The sequence below is a fragment of the Streptomyces sp. IBSNAI002 genome, assembly GCF_052244475.1.
Taxonomy (GTDB): domain Bacteria; phylum Actinomycetota; class Actinomycetes; order Streptomycetales; family Streptomycetaceae; genus Streptomyces.
The window spans coordinates 3,697,022-3,714,223 of sequence record NZ_JBQPXG010000002.1 but is presented as its reverse complement, the minus strand read 5'-3'; the positions used below and the strand labels follow the sequence as shown (position 1 = coordinate 3,714,223).

The window sequence follows — 17,202 nt, the reverse complement described above, 5'->3', positions numbered from 1 at the left end:
GCTCCCTCGGCGACCTCAGACGGTCAGTACGCCGACATCGTAAAGGGGGACGTGCTCGTCCCGGGTGACGAGCACGAGCCCGCCCGCGAGAACGCCGTGGTGGATGCCGACGGGCAGGGCCGGCCCGGGCGGCACCGGCTCCGTCACCCCCGCGGGTGACCCGATTCCCCCGCGCGTCGGGGAGGGGGCCGTCGTAGGGTGGGGAGCCCCGGCCCGTGCGACGTGTCGGGCCCTTCGCGTTGCCCCTTCTCGACCCTCACCGGACGGAAAGCCCCTTCATGAGCCTGCACGGACTGCTCGACGCCGTCACCCGGGACCCCGCCCTCGCCGAGGCGGTCACCGCGGCCGGGGACGGCAACCGCATGCACGTGGACCTGGTCGGACCGGCCGCCGCGCGGCCCTTCGCGATCGCGGCGCTGGCCCGGCGGACCGAGCGGACCATCCTCGCCGTCACGGCCACCGGGCGCGAGGCCGAGGACCTGGCCGCGGCGCTGCGGTCGCTGCTGCCCTCGGCCGACGAGGTGGTGGACTACCCGTCCTGGGAGACGCTCCCGCACGAACGGCTCAGCCCCCGCAGCGACACCGTCGGCCGCCGGATCGCCGTCCTGCGCCGCCTCGCGCACCCGAGCAAGGACGACCCGGCCGCCGGGCCCGTGTCCGTGGTCGTCGCACCGATCCGCTCCGTGCTCCAGCCGCAGGTCAAGGGGCTCGGCGACTTGGTGCCCGTGTCCCTGCGCCAGGGCCAGAGCGTCGACCTCGGCGAGGTGACCCGGGCGCTGGCGGCCGCCGCGTACGCGCGCGTGGAGCTCGTCGAGAAGCGCGGCGAGTTCGCCGTGCGCGGCGGCATCCTCGACGTCTTCCCGCCCACGGAGGAACACCCCCTGCGCATCGAGTTCTGGGGCGACGAGGTCGAGGAGATCCGTTACTTCAAGGTCGCCGACCAGCGCTCCCTGGAGATCGCCGAGCACGGGCTGTGGGCCCCGCCCTGCCGCGAGCTGCTGCTCACCGACGAGGTGCGGGAGCGGGCCGCGGCCCTCGCCGAGGCCCACCCCGAGCTCGGCGAGCTGCTGAACAAGATCGCCGAGGGGATCGCCGTCGAGGGCATGGAGTCCCTGGCCCCGGTCCTGGTCGACGACATGGAACTGCTCATCGACGTGCTGCCCGCCGGGGCGATGGCCGTCGTCTGCGACCCCGAGCGGGTCCGGACCCGGGCCGCCGACCTGGTCGCGACCAGCCAGGAGTTCCTGATGGCCTCCTGGGCGGCCACGGCGGGCGGCGGCGAGGCCCCCATCGACGTCGGCGCCGCCTCCCTGCGCGGCATCGCCGACGTACGCGACCACGCCCGCGAGCTCGGCATGATGTGGTGGTCCGTCTCCCCGTTCGCCGCCGACGAGGCGGACCTGTCCGGCGGGGACACCCTCAAGCTCGGCATGCACGCCCCCGAGGCCTACCGCGGCGACACCGCCCGCGCCCTCGCCGACACCAAGGGCTGGATCGCCGAGGGCTGGCACACCGTCTACCTCACCGAAGGGCACGGCCCGGCCGCCCGCACCGTCGAGGTGCTCGGCGGCGAGGGCATCCCGGCCCGGCTGGAGGCCGAGCTGCGCACCCTGGAGCCGTCGATCGTCCACGTCTCCTGCGGCTCGGTCGAGACCGGATTCGTCGACCCGGCCCTGAAGATCGCGGTACTGACCGAGACCGACCTCACCGGGCAGCGCACCGCCACCAAGGACCTCGGCCGGATGCCGACCCGCCGGCGCAAGACGATCGACCCGCTGACCCTGGAGGCCGGCGACTACATCGTCCACGAGCAGCACGGCGTCGGCCGCTACGTCGAGATGGTGCAGCGCACCGTCCAGGGCGCGACCCGCGAGTACCTCCTCGTCGAGTACGCGCCCGCCAAGCGCGGCCAGCCCGGCGACCGCCTCTACATCCCCACCGACCAGCTGGAGCAGGTCACCAAGTACGTCGGCGGGGAGGCCCCGACCCTGCACCGGCTCGGCGGCGCCGACTGGACCAAGACCAAGGCGCGGGCCAAGAAGGCGGTCAAGGAGATCGCCGGCGACCTCATCAAGCTCTACAGCGCGCGCATGGCGGCCCCCGGCCACGTCTTCGGCCCCGACACCCCCTGGCAGCGCGAGCTGGAGGACGCCTTCCCGTACGCGGAGACGCCCGACCAGCTCACCACGATCGCCGAGGTCAAGGAGGACATGGAGAAGTCGGTCCCGATGGACCGGCTGATCTGCGGCGACGTCGGCTACGGAAAGACCGAGATCGCCGTCCGGGCGGCGTTCAAGGCGGTGCAGGACGGCAAGCAGGTCGCCGTGCTCGTGCCCACCACCCTGCTCGTGCAGCAGCACTTCGGCACCTTCTCCGAGCGCTACAGCCAGTTCCCGGTGAAGGTGAAGGCCCTGTCGCGGTTCCAGAGCGACAGCGAGTCCAAGGCCACCCTGGAGGGCCTGCGCGAGGGCTCGGTCGACGTGGTCATCGGCACCCACCGGCTGTTCTCGCAGGAGACGAGGTTCAAGGACCTGGGCCTGGTCATCGTCGACGAGGAGCAGCGCTTCGGCGTCGAGCACAAGGAGCAGCTGAAGAAGCTGCGCGCCAACGTCGACGTGCTCACCATGTCCGCGACCCCGATCCCGCGCACCCTGGAGATGGCGGTGACCGGCATCCGCGAGATGTCGACGATCACCACCCCGCCGGAGGAGCGGCACCCGGTGCTCACCTTCGTCGGCCCGTACGAGGAGAAGCAGATCGGCGCGGCCATCCGCCGTGAACTGCTGCGCGAGGGCCAGTGCTTCTACATCCACAACCGGGTCGAGTCCATCGACCGGGCCGCCGCCAAGCTCCGCGAGATCGTTCCCGAGGCGCGGATCGCGACGGCGCACGGCCAGATGTCCGAACAGGCCCTGGAACAGGTCGTGGTGGACTTCTGGGAGAAGAAGTTCGACGTGCTCGTCTCGACGACGATCGTCGAGTCCGGCATCGACATCTCCAACGCGAACACCCTGATCGTGGAGCGCGGCGACAACTTCGGCCTGAGCCAGCTGCACCAGCTGCGCGGCCGCGTGGGCCGGGGCCGCGAGCGCGGCTACGCGTACTTCCTCTACCCGCCGGAGAAGCCGCTCACCGAGACCGCCCACGAGCGGCTCGCGACGATCGCCCAGCACACCGAGATGGGCGCGGGCATGTACGTGGCCATGAAGGACCTGGAGATCCGCGGCGCGGGCAACCTGCTCGGCGGCGAGCAGTCCGGCCACATCGCGGGCGTCGGCTTCGACCTGTACATCCGGATGGTCGGCGAGGCCGTTGCCGACTACCGGGCCGCCGTCGAAGGCGGGGTGGAGGAGGAGCCGCCGCTCGAGGTGAAGATCGAGCTGCCGGTGGACGCGCACGTCCCGCACGACTACGCGCCGGGCGAGCGGCTGCGGCTCCAGGCGTACCGGTCCATCGCGTCGGCCAACTCCGAGGCGGACGTCAAGGCCGTGCGGGAGGAGCTCACCGACCGCTACGGCAAGCTGCCGGAGCCCGTGGAGAACCTGCTGCTGGTGGCCGGACTGCGGATGCTCGCCCGCGCCTGCGGGGTCGCCGACATCACCCTGCAGGGCGCCAACATCCGCTTCGGGCCGGTGGAGTTGCGCGAGTCGCAGGAGCTGCGCCTCAAGCGGCTCTACCCGGGGGCGGTGCTCAAGCCCGCCACCTCGCAGGTCCTCATCCCGCGCCCGAAGACCGCCCGGGTCGGCGGGAAGCCGCTGGTCGGGCGGGAACTGCTGGCCTGGACGGGGGAGTTCCTCACCACGATCCTCGGGTCGTAGCCGCCGCCCCGCGCGAAGGCGGGGCGCCGGCCGTGGCCGCCGCCCCGCCCGTGACGCGCGTGCGGGCTACTTGTTGGGATCGTCGTCGATCCCGAGCTTCTGTTCGGCCTGCTGCTGGGCCTTGTCGATCTGATCGGCGTACTTGCTGCCGGTCTTCTCGTTGGCCTCCTGCTCCAGGTTGTCGGAGATGTCCTTGCCCTTGACCTTGGCCTGGTCCCTGAACTTGTCGAAAATCCCCATGCGCACGTGCTCCTTTCGGGTCCCGTTTGCGACGCTACGCCCGTTTGGGGTGATTCGCTCGCCGGGGTCCGGAACCCGCTGCTCAGACCGCTTCGCGCACGATCGCGCGGCGACCGTACAACGGTTGGGCACATCCCCTCTCCATGGCCGGAATCGCTGTATACGCTCATACCCGAAACCCTTTCCGCACGGCCCGTCAGGAGCACCGATGCACGCCCCCGGCATCCCGCCGCAGCACGGCCACCAGCCCAGTTCCGGGGGCGTGGTGGCCTTGCGCGTGGTCTTCGCGCTGCTGCCGATCCTGAGCTGTGGCTTCCTGGCCTGGGGTTCGATGCTGCGGCTCGCCATCGTGACCCGCGCGGCCCGCGACTGGACGCTGCTCGCCGTGAGCGGCGTGCTCTCCGTCGGCTCGGTCGTGCTGATCGGCCTCGACCCGACCCCGGACACCAACGGCTGGCAGGGCAACACGGGGGCCGGCGGCATCATCCTCACCGGCTTCGCGACCTGCGTGTACTTCCTCGTCGCCGACATCCGTCACCACGAACGGCAGCGGACCGCCGGACCGCAGGGCCACTGGTACCCGCAGCAGCCCGCCCCGTACGCCGGACCGCAGCAGCCGACCGCGCCCTCCTACGGCTACCCGCCCGCCCAGACCACCGCCCCGGTCCAGCTGCCGCAGGTCCCGCAGCAGCCCCCGCAGCCGACCCCGCCCCCGCGCATCGGGCAGGTCCGCGCCGAACTCGACGAGCTCAGCGAACTGCTGCGCAAGCAGACCCCGCCGCCGCCCGGCGGCCCGTACCAGGACCCGAACCGGACCGCGATCCAGGACCCGAATCAGTGACCGACCGGCTCATCGGAGACCGCTACCAGCTGTCGTCCATCCTGGGCCAGGGAGGCATGGGCCAGGTCTGGACGGCGTACGACCGGCGCCTGGACCGCCGCGTCGCCGTCAAACTGCTGCGGCCCGACAAGGTCGCGGGCCCCGGCACCGTCGCCGAGGAACTGCGCCGCCGCTTCGTGCGCGAGTGCCGGGTCACCGCCCAGGTCGACCACCCCGGCCTGGTCACCGTGCACGACGCGGGCAGCGACGGCGACGAGCTCTTCCTCGTCATGGGATACGTGGAGGGCTCCGACCTCGCCGACCACCTCGCCGCGCACGACCCCTACCCCTGGCCGTGGGCGGTCGCGATCGTCGCGCAGCTGTGCTCGGTGCTCGCCGCCGTGCACGCGGTGCCGATCGTGCACCGCGACCTGAAGCCGCGCAACGTCATGGTCCGCCCGGACGGCACCGTCCTGGTCCTCGACCTCGGCGTGGCCTCGGTGATGGACACCGACACCACCCGCCTCACCAGCACCGGCACGCCCATCGGCAGCCCCGCGTACATGGCACCCGAGCAGGCCATGAGCGGCGCCGTGGGCCCGTACACCGACCTGTACGCGCTGGGCGTCCTGCTGTACGAACTCCTCAGCGGCAACGTGCCCTTCGCCGGATCCACCGCCCTCGGCGTGCTCCACCGCCACCTGTACGAGCCCCCGGCCCCGGTCCGCCCGCAGCGCCCGGAGATCCCGCCGGAGCTGGAGGCCCTCATGCTGCGCCTCCTCGCCAAGGACCCGCAGGACCGCCCGTCCTCCGCGCAGGCGGTGTACGAGGCCCTCGCGCCGCTGCTGCCCGCGAGCGGGAGCCGGGCCCCCGCCGGCCCGCTCGACCCCACCCGCCCCTTCCTGCGCCCCCAGGCCCCGTGGCCCGACCGGTCCACCGTCATCCCCCCGCAGCCGACCTCCCCGCCGACCCCGGCGCCCGCGCGGCCCGACATCCCCGGCGCCGTGGACGAGGCCCGCAAACTGCTGGACCAGGGCCGGCTGACGCAGGCCGGCGACATCCTCGGCGGCATCCTCCCGGCCGCCGCCGCCCAGCACGGCGAGCACTCGCCGGTGGTCCGCTCCCTGCGCAAGCAGTACGCCGCCACGCTGATGGACGACGGCCAGTACCGCCGGGCCCTGCCCGAACTGCGCCGCCTCGCCGACGAGTTCCCGGCCGGCGACCCCCAGTCGCTGCGCTTCCGCTACGACGCGGCGCAGTGCCTGGAGCAGCTCGGCGAACCGGCCGCGGCCCTGGCGGAGTACCGCTCGCTGCTCCCGCTCTTCGAAAACCACTACGCCAACCCGGACCCCGGGCTGCCCCTGGAGGTCCGCCGCCGGATAGCCCACCTGCTCCTCTCCCTCGGCGACCGGCCCGCGGCCCGCGACACCCTGGCCCGTCTGCTGTTCGACGCGGAACGGCTGCACGGCCCCGGCCACCCGTTCCCGGGCGAGATCCGCCGCACCCTGCACTGGCTCGGTCAGGTCCGCTGACGCCGCCCGCGCGCGAGCGCGAGGCCGAGGACGACCGCCAGGGCGAGCCCGCCGGCCGCCGCGCCCGGCAGCAGGCCCGGCGGGCGGAAGGAGCAGTCCACCGCGGTGGTCCGGCCGTCCAGGGGGACCGCCACCAGGCCCAGGTGGGCCGCGGCGGGCCGGCCGTTGCAGGTCCAGCCCGCGATCGCGGGCACCGAGAGGACCGCCGTGCCGGTGCTGCCGCCGGGGAGCACGGCCCGCACCCGCGAGGAGCCGACCGTGACCGAGCCGGCGGCCGTGGCGCGCAGCCGGGCCACCGCCGTGTCCAGGCGGCCGCGGTCCAGGCAGGACAGCGCCCACCGGGCGGGCGCGGCCTGGTCGAAGACCAGCGCCGAGGACCCGCCCCGCGAGAGGCCCATCGGCTGGACGGCCGCCCGGTTGCGCGGGGCGTTGCCGTTCAGCCGGAAGGCCGGGCCGTCGGCGAGCCGGGCCGTCGCGTTGTACTCCGGCGCCCACAGGTAGGCCTCCGTGCCCGCGCGGCAGACCCCGGGCGCGAGCGGGTCCTCGTACACCCGCGCGCCCAGCAGCAGTTCCTGGTTGGCGAAGGGCGAATCCCCGTAGGCGGCCGGGGCGCCCGGCGGGCGGGTCGTCACCAGCGGCGGGACCTCGGCGCGGCGGACCGTGCCGTCCGGCCGGAGGCGCGCGCCGACCGCGAAGACCGCGTCCGTCACCGGGCTGTCGATGCTCTGCACGTTGCGCCCGCGCGAGGTCCAGCCGGCCCCCAGGGCGACCATCGTGCGCGTGAACACCTCCGGGGTGTGGCTGCTGTAGTACGAACCGCCCTCCCCGCCCAGCAGCATCGGGTCGTTGCCCGTCAGGGCCGGCCGGCTCGGGTCGGTGCGGTACGCGGGCCAGCCCTCGGCGCCGGCCAGGGCCCCGGCGCGGGCGGTGTGCGCGCGGCCCCAGGACGGGTAGTCGTCGAGCCCGCCCAGTTTGCCCTTGTGGCCGAACGCGGTCGTCGCGGCGCCCTGCCCGACCAGAACGGCAGCCAGCACTACGGCCGCCGGGAGCACCAGGCGGCGGTGGCGCAGCGCCCACCAGGCCGCGGCCGCCAGCACCAGCCCGCCGGCGAACAGGACGTACCCCCAGGTGGTCACCAGCGGGCTCCCGCCGCCCCACAGGACGGCCGCCGCCAGCAGCCCCGCCCCGGCCGCCAGCGCCCGCCGCCCCGGCAGCCCCGCCGACAGACCCGCCCAGGCGGCGATCACGGCGATCCCGGCCAGCACGAAGGTCTGCCGGTACGGGCTCCCGTTCGGGGTCGCGAACAGGTGCCAGGCCAGGTGCGTCGGGGCCCACTGGAGGGAGAGCGCGACGGCCGCGGTCAGCCCGGCCCACGCCAGCCGGGTGCGCGGCGGCACCTTCCGGTGGAAGGGCAGTGCGGCCACCAGCAGCAGCGTTCCGGTGCCGACGAAGACGGCGGGGGAGGAGAAGGAGTACGTGGCCGGGAGCAGCCGCGCGAAGAGGTCCGCCCAGGACACCGGCCGGAACTCCTTGACCCAGCCCGGATAGGCCTGCCCGGAGCTGAGGAAGAGGGGGGCGAGCACCGGCGCCGCGAGCGCGATCCCCAGCACGGTCGTACCGGCCGCCCGGCCGGTCACGGCCAGCCGGGCCCTGGCCCCCTCCCGGGTCAGCACCACCCGGACCAGCACCACCAGTGCCGCGCCGAGGGTCGCCATGTAGGCGGTGTAGAAGTTCGCCGTCCAGCACACGGCCACGACCAGCGCGGCCGCCGTGAGCCGCCGCCCGCGCAGGGCCCATTCCCCGGTCAGGCACAGCAGCGGGAAGGCGATCAGGCCGTCGAGCCACATCGGGTTGTAGGAGGCCTCGATCACCGACCAGCCGCACAGCGCGTACGAGGCCCCGAGCAGCCCCGCCGCCCACCAGGCCCCCCGGCGCTGCGTGCGCAGCAGCCAGGTCATGGCCGCTGCCGCGGCGGCCGTCTTGAGCACGGTGACCACGTACACCGCCAGGTCTATGTCGGCCCGCGGGAACAGCCCGACCAGCACCGCGAAGGGGCTGGCCAGATAGGTGCCCAGGTCCGGCAGGAAGCTCGTGCCGTAGCCGGACTGCCAGTTGAACAGCAGCCCGCCCTCCGCACGCCCGTGCAGGAGGTCCCACAGGTGTGCGTGGAAGGGGACGAACTGGTTGCCGAGGTCGTTGATGCTGCGGTGGCGCGGTCCGTAGGGGAAGACGCGGGCGACGGCGTCCCCGGCACACACGGCCACCACCGTGAGCAGGGCGGCGAGCGCGGAGCCGGCCAGGCTCAGGCGTCGCGGCGAGCGGTGCGGTGTCGACATGGTGCGCCGACCTTGGCACCACCGGAGGACGGCGGGATGACCGAGGGGTGGCCGCGACACGAACAGAGGCGCACCCCAACACCCCGGGAATCGTTGGTCGAATCAGTGGCTCGGATCACCCTGACTGCATACCATCGATCATCGCAAGGCCCTTGTGCACCGACGCACAATCTCCCGGCCCTGGAGGCTCCTTTGCACCGTCGCACTGCGCTCTCCGTCTCCACCGCCCTGTTGCTGGCGGCCCCACTGCTGTCCGCGTGCTCCGGGCAGGCGCACCCCGGCACCGCGGCCGTCGTCGGAGGCGAACGGATCACCACCTCCGCCGTCCAGGCCCAGGTGAACGAGGTGCGTGCCGCCCAGAACCGCACCGGACAGGCCGCCGCGGAGCTCATCGCGAGCACCCCCAACCTGGAGCGGCAGAAGCTCGACGCGATGCTCCAGAGCCGCATCATCGACAAGATGGCCAAGACCGCCGGGATCTCCGTGTCCGAGAAGGACATCGAGGAGCAGCGCAAGGCGCTGGTCGAGGCGGAGGGCGGGCCCGGGCAGTTCGAGGCGGCGCTCCTGCAGAAGGGCGCCATGGCTCCCGGCCAGGCCGACCGGCTGCTGCGGGACCGGGCGCTGCTGACCAAGCTGACCGCCAAGTACGGCAACGGGAAGCTGGAGGAGCCCGCCCGGACCGCCGCGAAGGCCCTGCACATCGAGGTCAACCCGCGCTACGGCTCCTTCGACGTCGAGCAGATCAAGCTCGGCGCCGGGGAGACCCCCTGGATCACCCAGCGGACCCGGCCCGAGCAGGCACCCGCCGGAGCCTGAGGCGCGCCCGCGGAGGTAGGTTCGGGGGGTGACCGACCACGATCCCTCCGAGTCCACCGCGGCCGAGCCCACCGGGCGCATCGTCCTGCTGACCACCAGCCACCGGGTCGCCCCCGGCGTGCTGTCCTGGCCCGCGTGGCAGACCCTGCACGCCGCCGAGCGGGTGCTGTGCGCCGACCCCGGCCACCCGCAGCTGCCGTACCTGCGGGACGCGGGTGTCGAGGTCGTGCAGGGGAGCCCGGACGCGCAGGAGCTGGTCGGGGCCTGCGCCGGGGGCGGCACGGTCGTGGTGCTCCTGAGCGGTGAGGGCGACCAGCGGCTCACCGACGGGCTGGCCCGTCTCGCGGGCTCGGGCCGGGTCGCCATGCCCGATCTGGAGCTGCTGCCCGGCTCGTACGACCTGCCGGGCGCCCGCCTGCTCGATCTGGTCCAGGTGATGGACCGGGTCCGGCGCGAGTGCCCGTGGACCTCCCGGCAGACCCACCGGGGCCTGGCCAAGTACGCGATCGAGGAGGCGTACGAACTGGTCGAGGCCATCGAGGACGGGAGCCGGGAGGAACTGCGCGAGGAGCTCGGGGACGTCCTGCTCCAGGTGGTGTTCCACGCCCGGATCGCGGAGGAGGGCGCCGGGGAGGGCACGGCGCAGGACGGCGAGGAGTCCGGTGACGATGACGATGACGAGGGCGCCGGCGGGGCGTTCTCCATCGACGACGTGGCCGGGACCCTCGTGGAGAAGCTGATCCACCGGCACCCGCACGTCTTCGGCGACGAGAAGGCCGAGACCCCGGAGGACGTCAGCGCGCACTGGCAGCGCACCAAGGCGGTGGAGAAGAGCCGCGAGTCCGTCACGGACGGGATCCCGCTGGGCCAGCCGGGGCTCGCGCTCGCGGCCAAGCTCGCCGGGCGGGCCCGTACGGGCGGGGTGGCCGTGGAGCTGCCCCGCGGCGAGGGCATCGGCTACGAGCTGCTGGCGCTGGCGGCACGCGCCGAGGCGGCGGGCACCGACCCCGAGACCGCGCTGCGCGCCGCCGCCCGCGCCTACCGGGCCGCGATCCGGGCCGCCGAGGGCGTCGGCGAGTAGCCCACGGCGGCACCGGACGAGCTACGCCGGACGAGCTACGCCGGATCCCCCGGCGCGCGGCCCGAGGGGTTGTGCCAGTGCGGCGAGGGGCGGTTCAGGAACCACTCTCCGAAGCCCAGCGGGCGGCCGTTCGGGCCGTGGCCGCGTCCGGCGGCGGGCACGGAGTCGTGGAAGATCCGGCCGGGCAGGGCGCCCAGCTCCTCCAGGAGGCGGGCGGTCTCCTCGACGAACAGCGGCGGTCCGCTGAGGTAGACGTCCTGCTCGGGCCACATCCCCCGGTGGCCGAGCGCGGTGGCCAGCCGGTCCGTGGCCTGGTTGCGGTGCTGCCCGGGGGCGGGCGTGAGGTAGGTGACGCAGAGCCAGGGGCAGGCGGCGGCGTACTCGTCGATCAGCGGGCGGTCGTAGAGGTGCGCGGCGTCCCGCGCGACCACGAAGAGCCGGACGTCCTGGTCGGGAGGGCGCTCCGCGAGGTCCTCCAACAGGGCCCGGACCGGCGCCCACCCGGTTCCGGCGGCGATGAGGCTGGCCGGACGGTCCCCGCGGCGGAAGGTCAGCCGCCCGCCCGCGGCACCGAGCCGCAGCATCTCGCCCGGCTGCACGTCGCGGACCAGGGCGGTGCTGAGCCGGCCCCGCTCGATCCGGCTGACGTGCAGGTCCAGCGTGCCGTCGGGGCGGGGGGCGTTGCCGATGGAGTAGGTGCGCCAGGTCCTCGGGACGCGTTCGCTGCTCACGCTCGCGTACTGGCCGGGGAGGTAGGGGAAGGGGGCGTGCGGCTTCAGGGTCAGTACGCCGATGTCTTCGCCGTACTGGAGATGGCGTACGACCTCCGCGTCCCACCAGGCCGGCTCCCGCTCCTCGGCCGCGGCGGCGCCGGCCAGCATCGCGTCGGCTATCAGCTGGTACGCCTCGGCCCAGGCCTTCTCGGCCTGCGGGGTCCAGGCCTCGCCGGAGGCCTCGGCGAGGGCGGCGAGCAGGCTGGTGCCCACGGCCGCGTAGTGCTGGGGTCCGGCCCGGAACTTGCGGTGGTCGCGGCCCAGGTCGCGGAGATAGGGGAGGAGCCCGTCGTCCTCCAGGTGGGCGATCACGTGGGTGAGCGCGGCGAAGAGCCGGTCCCGCTGCCGTTCCATGTCCTCGGAGGAGGCCGGGAAGAGCTCACGGATGCCGGGGTTGTGCCAGAAGAGGTGGGAGTAGAAGTACTTGACCGCGTGCTCGGCCCGTCTCTCCACCACCGCGAAGCTGCTCTTCAAGATCCTCACATCCACAAAACCGAAAGTAGGAATGCCGGGGAAGGTGAGGTCAAGTGACGGCGGATCTGCGGACAGCCGCGGCGAAGCACCCATATGGGATGGGGGGACGGCGCCGGGATACGGTCATCGGGTGCACGAGCAGACCCCCGCAGACCCCGCAGACACCCCTTCGGCCCGCCCCGCCGGCCGGGGCCCGACCCTCTTCGACTGGGAGTTCGCGACCGATCCGTATCCGGCGTACGCCTGGCTGCGCGAGCACGCGCCGGTGCACCGCACCAAGCTCCCCAGCGGGGTCGAGGCCTGGCTGGTCACCCGGTACGCCGACGCCCGCCAGGCCCTGGCCGACCAGCGGCTCAGCAAGAACCCGGCGCACCACGCGGAGCCCGCGCACGCCAAGGGCAAGACCGGGATCCCGGGGGAGCGCAAGGCCGAGCTGATGACGCACCTGCTCAACATCGACCCGCCGGACCACACCCGGCTGCGGCGGCTGGTGTCGAAGGCGTTCACCCCGCGCAGGGTCGCCGAGTTCACCCCGCGGGTGCAGGAGCTGACCGACCACCTCATCGACGGGTTCGCGGAGCGGGGGGAGGCGGACCTCATCCACGAGTTCGCCTTCCCGCTCCCCATCTACGCCATCTGCGAGATGCTCGGCGTACCGCGCGAGGACCAGGACGACTTCCGCGACTGGGCGGGGATGATGATCCGCCACGGCGGAGGCCCGCGCGGCGGAGTGGCCCGTTCCGTGAAGCAGATGCGGACCTATCTCGGGGAACTCATCCACCGCAAGCGGGATGATCTGGGCAATGACCTCATTTCCGATCTTATCCGGGCGAGCGACCACGGTGACCACCTCACCGAGGCCGAGGCCACGGCCATGGCTTTCATCCTGCTTTTCGCCGGTTTCGAAACCACCGTCAACCTCATCGGCAACGGCGTCCACTCCCTCTTCATGAACCCGGGCGAGCGCGAGCGCCTCCAGGCCTCCCTCGCGGCCGGCGAAAGCGGCCTGCTGGAGACCGGCGTCGAGGAACTCCTGCGCTACGACGGCCCCGTGGAGCTGGCCACCTGGCGGTTCGCCACCGAGCCGCTGACCCTCGGCGGGCAGCGGGTCGCCACCGGGGATCCGGTCCTGGTCGTCCTCGCGGCCGCGGACCGCGACCCCGCGCGCTTCGCCGAGCCGGACACCCTCGACCTCTCCCGGACGGACAACCAGCACCTCGGATACGGGCACGGCATCCACTACTGCCTGGGCGCTCCGCTCGCACGACTTGAAGGACAGACCGCGCTTGCGACTTTGCTCACGCGTCTGCCAGATCTGGAACTAGCTGTTCCGCCCGAAGACCTGCGCTGGCGCGGCGGGCTGATCATGCGTGGCCTGCGCACCCTTCCCGTGCGCTTCACACCCCGAAACATCTGAAGGGCGACTGACCGGAAGTCAGTTGCCGACCGGAGTTGTGACAATCGTTCGAAGGCCGCTAGGTTCTGCCGTTACCCCGCCGTTATGCGAAAGGTGCAGCTCATGCGTTCCGGGAACGGCCGCCACAGACGCCCCCGCCAGGTGCCCGCGATAGTCGTCACCGCCGGAGTCACAGGCTCCGCGCTGGCACTGCCGCTGCTCGCCGCCACCAACGCCAGTGCGGCCGACACGTCCACGTGGGACAAGGTCGCCGAATGCGAGAGCGGCGGCGCCTGGAGCGCGAACTTCGGCAGCGGCCAGTACGGCGGCCTGCAGTTCAGCCAGGAGCAGTGGAGCAACGCCGGCGGACTCGACTTCGCCGAGCGGGCCGACCTGGCGAGCCGTTCCCAGCAGATCGCGGTGGCCGAGCGGGTGCTGGCCTCCCAGGGCCCGCAGGCGTGGCCGCTGTGCGCGGCTTCGGCCGGGCTGGACGGCCAGGGCCCCGCCGCCGAGGTCGACCCCGGCCTGCCGGGCGGCTCCCAGGCCGGCGCCGCGCCGTCCCGCCCGGACCACGGCGTGCCCACCACCGGGACCGGCAAGCCGTCCACGGACTTCGGCGCTCCGACGCAGCCCGCGCCGAGCCCGTCGTTCGCGCTCCCCGACGGCCCGCTCGCGCCCTCCCTCGGACTGCCCGTCATGCCCTCGCCGGACGACCCCACCACGGCGCCCGCCCCGGTGGAGCCCACCGAGCCGACCGCCCCCGTGAGCCCGGACGCGCCCACCACGCCGCCCGTCACCCCGCCGGTGACCCCGGGCCAGCCCCCGGTCACCGGGCCCCCCGTGGCCCCGGGCGACCCGACGGCGCCTGCGGCCCCGGAGACCCCCGAGGCCTCGCCCGACCCCGCCGCACCGCCCGTGACCGCCCCCGAGGGCAACGGCAAGCACCGCGGCGCGCCCGCGCTCGAGGCCCCCGGCCCGTCTGACGTCCCGTCGGAGCCCACGTACACCGTCAAGGAGGGCGACAGCCTGACGGCCATCGCGGACGCCAAGGGACTCAAGGGCGGCTGGAACGCCCTCTACGAGGCCAACGAGCAGGTCATCGGCGAGAACGCCGATCTGATCAAGCCCGGACAAAACTTGGATCTAACTGCCGAATAAGGGCACTTCGGGCAGCCGGAAAGAGTTGATTGTCCGTTTTCTGTAAGTGAGACATGTGTCTCTTCCGGTCAACTGGCGTGTCCCACCCGGCGGCTGCCGCAAACCCCGCCCTCACCTGCGCAAACATCCGTACGAGGGGCGCAAGTAGGGCCCGTTTCTCCCCGATGCCGCTCGTTGAACATCGGGGAGAGACCTGTCTACCTTCTGAATCGCTCGCCACCGCGAGCTCCTTCGACCGCATCGCCGAATCCTGCCGGCGGACGGGGGGAACAGTCGTCGCGTCAAGCGCCGAAGGCAGGAGCGGGGGAACCAAGGTAGGTGCCGGGAGCGGCCGTTGAGAGACGGTCACGCCACCGGCTAGGGGTTAAGACGTGCGCTAGGTCGCACGGCCGGGCAACTCACTCGCCCGAACCCGACAGCTCACCTCGTAGGCGTCGGTGAGGAGAAACTCCATGCTGCTTTCCGGCAAGGGCAAGCACCGTCGCGGTACTGCAATCGAGCGGTCCGTCCGCATCGTCACGCTCGCCGGTGTCGCCGGTGTGGCCGTCGCCGCCCCCCTGATGGCCGCGGGCACCGCCAGCGCCGCCACCGCGTCCGAGTGGGACAAGGTCGCGCAGTGCGAGTCCGGCGGCAACTGGGCCATCAACACCGGCAACGGCTACTACGGCGGCCTGCAGTTCTCGTCCTCCACCTGGGCCGCGTTCGGTGGCAAGTCGTACGCCCCGCAGGCCAACCAGGCCTCGAAGTCCCAGCAGATAGCCGTCGCGGAGAAGGTCCTCAAGGGCCAGGGCAAGGGCGCCTGGCCGCACTGCGGCAAGGGCCTGTCGAACTCCTCCTACACCGGCGGCGGCGCGACCGAGGCCGCCCCCAAGCAGGAGAAGAAGACCGAGCCCAAGAAGACCCAGCCGAAGAAGACCGAGCCGAAGAAGACGGAGCCGAAGCGCGCCGAGGCCCCGGTCACCGGCTCCGAGCGCACCGAGACCCCGGCCCCGCAGACCGGCAACGGCTCGTACGAGGTGAAGTCCGGCGACACCCTGGGCACCATCGCCGAGGCGAACGGCGTGCAGGGCGGCTGGCAGAAGCTGTTCGAGCTGAACAAGGACATCGTCTCGGACGCCGACCTGATCTTCCCGGGTCAGAAGCTGAAGCTCAGCTGAACACTGCGGCAATAGCCGCGGTGTCCCCGAGCAACAGGCAGTACCACGCACCACCACCCACCGCCCGGCGCGCCTTCCCCACGCGCCGGGCGGTGGCGCGTGCGCGGGCGGGGCCGTGATGATCAAGAGCCCTATGTCCCGGAAGAGGGGTATTCGGACCCTTTTTCGTCCCAGGACCCGGGCGGTCGGCGGGCCCAGTGCCCGGAGCCGGTTAGGCTCTAGGCGGCAAGGCCATCCCACGGCCTGATGCCACCGCACACCCAGCGTCACATCCCAGAAGGAGATGCTCGTGCCGTCCATCGACGTCGTCGTAGCCCGGGAAATCCTGGACTCCCGAGGCAACCCCACGGTCGAGGTCGAGGTGGGCCTCGACGATGGCAGCACCGGCCGTGCTGCAGTTCCGTCCGGCGCCTCCACCGGTGCCTTCGAGGCCATCGAGCTCCGTGACGGTGACCCCAACCGTTACATGGGCAAGGGTGTCGAGAAGGCCGTCCTCGCCGTCATCGAGCAGATCGGCCCGGAGCTCGTCGGCTACGACGCCACCGAGCAGCGCCTGATCGACCAGGCCATGTTCGACCTGGACGCCACCGACAACAAGGGCTCGCTCGGCGCCAACGCGATCCTCGGCGTGTCCCTCGCCGTCGCGCACGCCGCGTCCGAGGCCTCGGACCTGCCGCTCTTCCGCTACCTCGGCGGCCCGAACGCGCACCTGCTGCCCGTTCCGATGATGAACATCCTCAACGGTGGGTCGCACGCCGACTCCAACGTGGACATCCAGGAGTTCATGATCGCCCCGATCGGCGCGGAGTCCTTCTCCGAGGCGCTGCGCTGGGGTGCCGAGGTCTACCACACCCTCAAGAAGGTCCTGCACACCAAGGGCCTCTCCACCGGTCTCGGTGACGAGGGCGGCTTCGCCCCGAACCTGGAGTCCAACCGCGCCGCGCTCGACCTCATCGTCGAGGCCATCAAGCAGGCCGGCTACACCCCGGGCAAGGACATCGCGCTCGCGCTCGACGTCGCCGCGTCCGAGTTCTACAAGGACGGCAAGTACGAGTTCGAGGGCCAGTCCCGCTCGGCCGCAGAGATGACCGAGTACTACGAGGAGCTCGTCTCCGCGTACCCGCTCGTCTCCATCGAGGACCCGCTGTACGAGGACGACTGGGCCGGCTGGAAGGTCATCACCGACCGCCTCGGCGCCAAGGTCCAGATCGTCGGCGACGACCTCTTCGTCACCAACCCGGAGCGCCTGGCCCGCGGCATCGAGGAGGGCTCCGCGAACGCCCTGCTCGTGAAGGTGAACCAGATCGGTTCGCTGACCGAGACCCTCGACGCCGTCGAGATGGCCCAGCGCAACGGCTTCAAGTGCATGATGTCGCACCGCTCCGGCGAGACCGAGGACGTCACCATCGCCGACCTTGCCGTCGCCGTGAACTGCGGTCAGATCAAGACCGGCGCCCCGGCCCGCTCGGACCGCGTCGCCAAGTACAACCAGCTGCTGCGCATCGAGGAGATCCTCGACGACGCCGCGGTGTACGCGGGCCGCAGCGCGTTCCCCCGCTTCAAGGGCTAACCACGCCCTCGCCTCCGTACGTCCCCGCACT

General features: G+C 72.6%; 13 protein-coding genes and 1 riboswitch. Of the genes, 9 read left to right on the top strand and 4 right to left on the bottom strand.

The features are described from left to right. Window positions 1-15: 15 nt before the first annotated feature. Entirely contained in the window at window positions 16-147 is a 132-nt protein-coding gene (locus tag ACTVZO_RS18015) for a hypothetical protein (protein ID WP_443299359.1), read from the bottom strand. A 131-nt stretch (window positions 148-278) separates the two neighbouring features. On the opposite strand from ACTVZO_RS18015, the gene mfd reads away from it, so the two are divergent. Then, window positions 279-3,818 carry a transcription-repair coupling factor gene (mfd, locus tag ACTVZO_RS18010; RefSeq protein ID WP_443299358.1) on the top strand — a complete coding sequence of 1,180 codons (3,540 nt, stop codon included), beginning with the start codon at window positions 279-281 and terminating at the stop codon, window positions 3,816-3,818. A gap of 66 nt (window positions 3,819-3,884) precedes the next feature. On the opposite strand, the gene ACTVZO_RS18005 is transcribed toward mfd, so the two are convergent. Then, a complete protein-coding gene (locus ACTVZO_RS18005) occupies window positions 3,885-4,058 on the bottom strand; it encodes an Rv0909 family putative TA system antitoxin (protein ID WP_443299357.1) in 174 nt (57 codons plus the stop codon). Window positions 4,059-4,266: 208 nt separating this feature from the next. Here ACTVZO_RS18005 and ACTVZO_RS18000 point away from each other — a divergent pair, with 208 nt between their 5' ends. Next, window positions 4,267-4,899, top strand: a complete 633-nt coding sequence (locus ACTVZO_RS18000; protein ID WP_443299356.1) for a hypothetical protein — start codon at window positions 4,267-4,269, stop codon at window positions 4,897-4,899. After that, entirely contained in the window at window positions 4,896-6,410 is a 1,515-nt protein-coding gene (locus ACTVZO_RS17995) for a protein kinase domain-containing protein (RefSeq protein WP_443299355.1), read from the top strand. The genes ACTVZO_RS18000 and ACTVZO_RS17995 overlap by 4 nt, the downstream gene beginning before the upstream one ends. Here the strand turns inward: ACTVZO_RS17995 and ACTVZO_RS17990 are convergent. Next, the gene (locus tag ACTVZO_RS17990) at window positions 6,398-8,746 is read right to left on the bottom strand and encodes a YfhO family protein (RefSeq protein ID WP_443299354.1); all 2,349 of its coding nucleotides are present in this window, start codon (window positions 8,744-8,746) and stop codon (window positions 6,398-6,400) included. The genes ACTVZO_RS17995 and ACTVZO_RS17990 overlap by 13 nt on opposite strands. Window positions 8,747-8,938: 192 nt before the next feature. Here ACTVZO_RS17990 and ACTVZO_RS17985 point away from each other — a divergent pair, with 192 nt between their 5' ends. Next, complete coding sequence (locus ACTVZO_RS17985; RefSeq protein ID WP_443299353.1) at window positions 8,939-9,562, top strand: SurA N-terminal domain-containing protein; 624 nt, start codon at window positions 8,939-8,941, stop codon at window positions 9,560-9,562. Between the two features lie 28 nt (window positions 9,563-9,590). Beyond that, window positions 9,591-10,643: a nucleoside triphosphate pyrophosphohydrolase gene (locus tag ACTVZO_RS17980; protein ID WP_443299352.1), complete on the top strand. Its 1,053-nt coding sequence runs from the start codon at window positions 9,591-9,593 to the stop codon at window positions 10,641-10,643. A 35-nt stretch (window positions 10,644-10,678) separates the two neighbouring features. On the opposite strand, the gene ACTVZO_RS17975 is transcribed toward ACTVZO_RS17980, so the two are convergent. Next, window positions 10,679-11,899: a globin domain-containing protein gene (locus tag ACTVZO_RS17975; RefSeq protein WP_443303205.1), complete on the bottom strand. Its 1,221-nt coding sequence runs from the start codon at window positions 11,897-11,899 to the stop codon at window positions 10,679-10,681. Between the two features lie 121 nt (window positions 11,900-12,020). Here ACTVZO_RS17975 and ACTVZO_RS17970 point away from each other — a divergent pair, with 121 nt between their 5' ends. The 4 genes from ACTVZO_RS17970 to eno all read left to right on the top strand — a co-directional run bounded on the left by ACTVZO_RS17970 (window position 12,021) and on the right by eno (window position 17,171). Continuing rightward, window positions 12,021-13,307, top strand: a complete 1,287-nt coding sequence (locus ACTVZO_RS17970) for a cytochrome P450 family protein (protein WP_443299351.1) — start codon at window positions 12,021-12,023, stop codon at window positions 13,305-13,307. 102 nt (window positions 13,308-13,409) lie between these two features. Further along, window positions 13,410-14,444, top strand: coding sequence for a transglycosylase family protein (locus ACTVZO_RS17965; RefSeq protein ID WP_443299350.1), 1,035 nt, complete (start codon window positions 13,410-13,412; stop codon window positions 14,442-14,444). Between the two features lie 276 nt (window positions 14,445-14,720). Next, a riboswitch (cyclic di-AMP (ydaO/yuaA leader) is annotated at window positions 14,721-14,893 on the top strand. A gap of 3 nt (window positions 14,894-14,896) precedes the next feature. Continuing rightward, window positions 14,897-15,601, top strand: a complete 705-nt coding sequence (locus ACTVZO_RS17960) for a transglycosylase family protein (RefSeq protein WP_443299349.1) — start codon at window positions 14,897-14,899, stop codon at window positions 15,599-15,601. A gap of 283 nt (window positions 15,602-15,884) precedes the next feature. Continuing rightward, complete coding sequence (eno, locus tag ACTVZO_RS17955; protein ID WP_030156501.1) at window positions 15,885-17,171, top strand: phosphopyruvate hydratase; 1,287 nt, start codon at window positions 15,885-15,887, stop codon at window positions 17,169-17,171. Window positions 17,172-17,202 lie beyond the last annotated feature (31 nt).

Excerpts from the sequence above, each read along its gene's own strand:
- ACTVZO_RS17965 (WP_443299350.1), top strand. The coding sequence starts at position 13,410 with ATGCGTTCCGGGAACGGCCGCCACAGACGCCCCCGCCAGGTGCCCGCG.
- ACTVZO_RS18000 (WP_443299356.1), top strand. The coding sequence starts at position 4,267 with ATGCACGCCCCCGGCATCCCGCCGCAGCACGGCCACCAGCCCAGTTCC.
- ACTVZO_RS18005 (WP_443299357.1), bottom strand. The coding sequence starts at position 4,058 with ATGGGGATTTTCGACAAGTTCAGGGACCAGGCCAAGGTCAAGGGCAAG.
- ACTVZO_RS17990 (WP_443299354.1), bottom strand. The coding sequence starts at position 8,746 with ATGTCGACACCGCACCGCTCGCCGCGACGCCTGAGCCTGGCCGGCTCC.
- ACTVZO_RS17960 (WP_443299349.1), top strand. The coding sequence starts at position 14,897 with ATGCTGCTTTCCGGCAAGGGCAAGCACCGTCGCGGTACTGCAATCGAG.
- eno (WP_030156501.1), top strand. The coding sequence starts at position 15,885 with ATGCTCGTGCCGTCCATCGACGTCGTCGTAGCCCGGGAAATCCTGGAC.
- mfd (WP_443299358.1), top strand. The coding sequence starts at position 279 with ATGAGCCTGCACGGACTGCTCGACGCCGTCACCCGGGACCCCGCCCTC.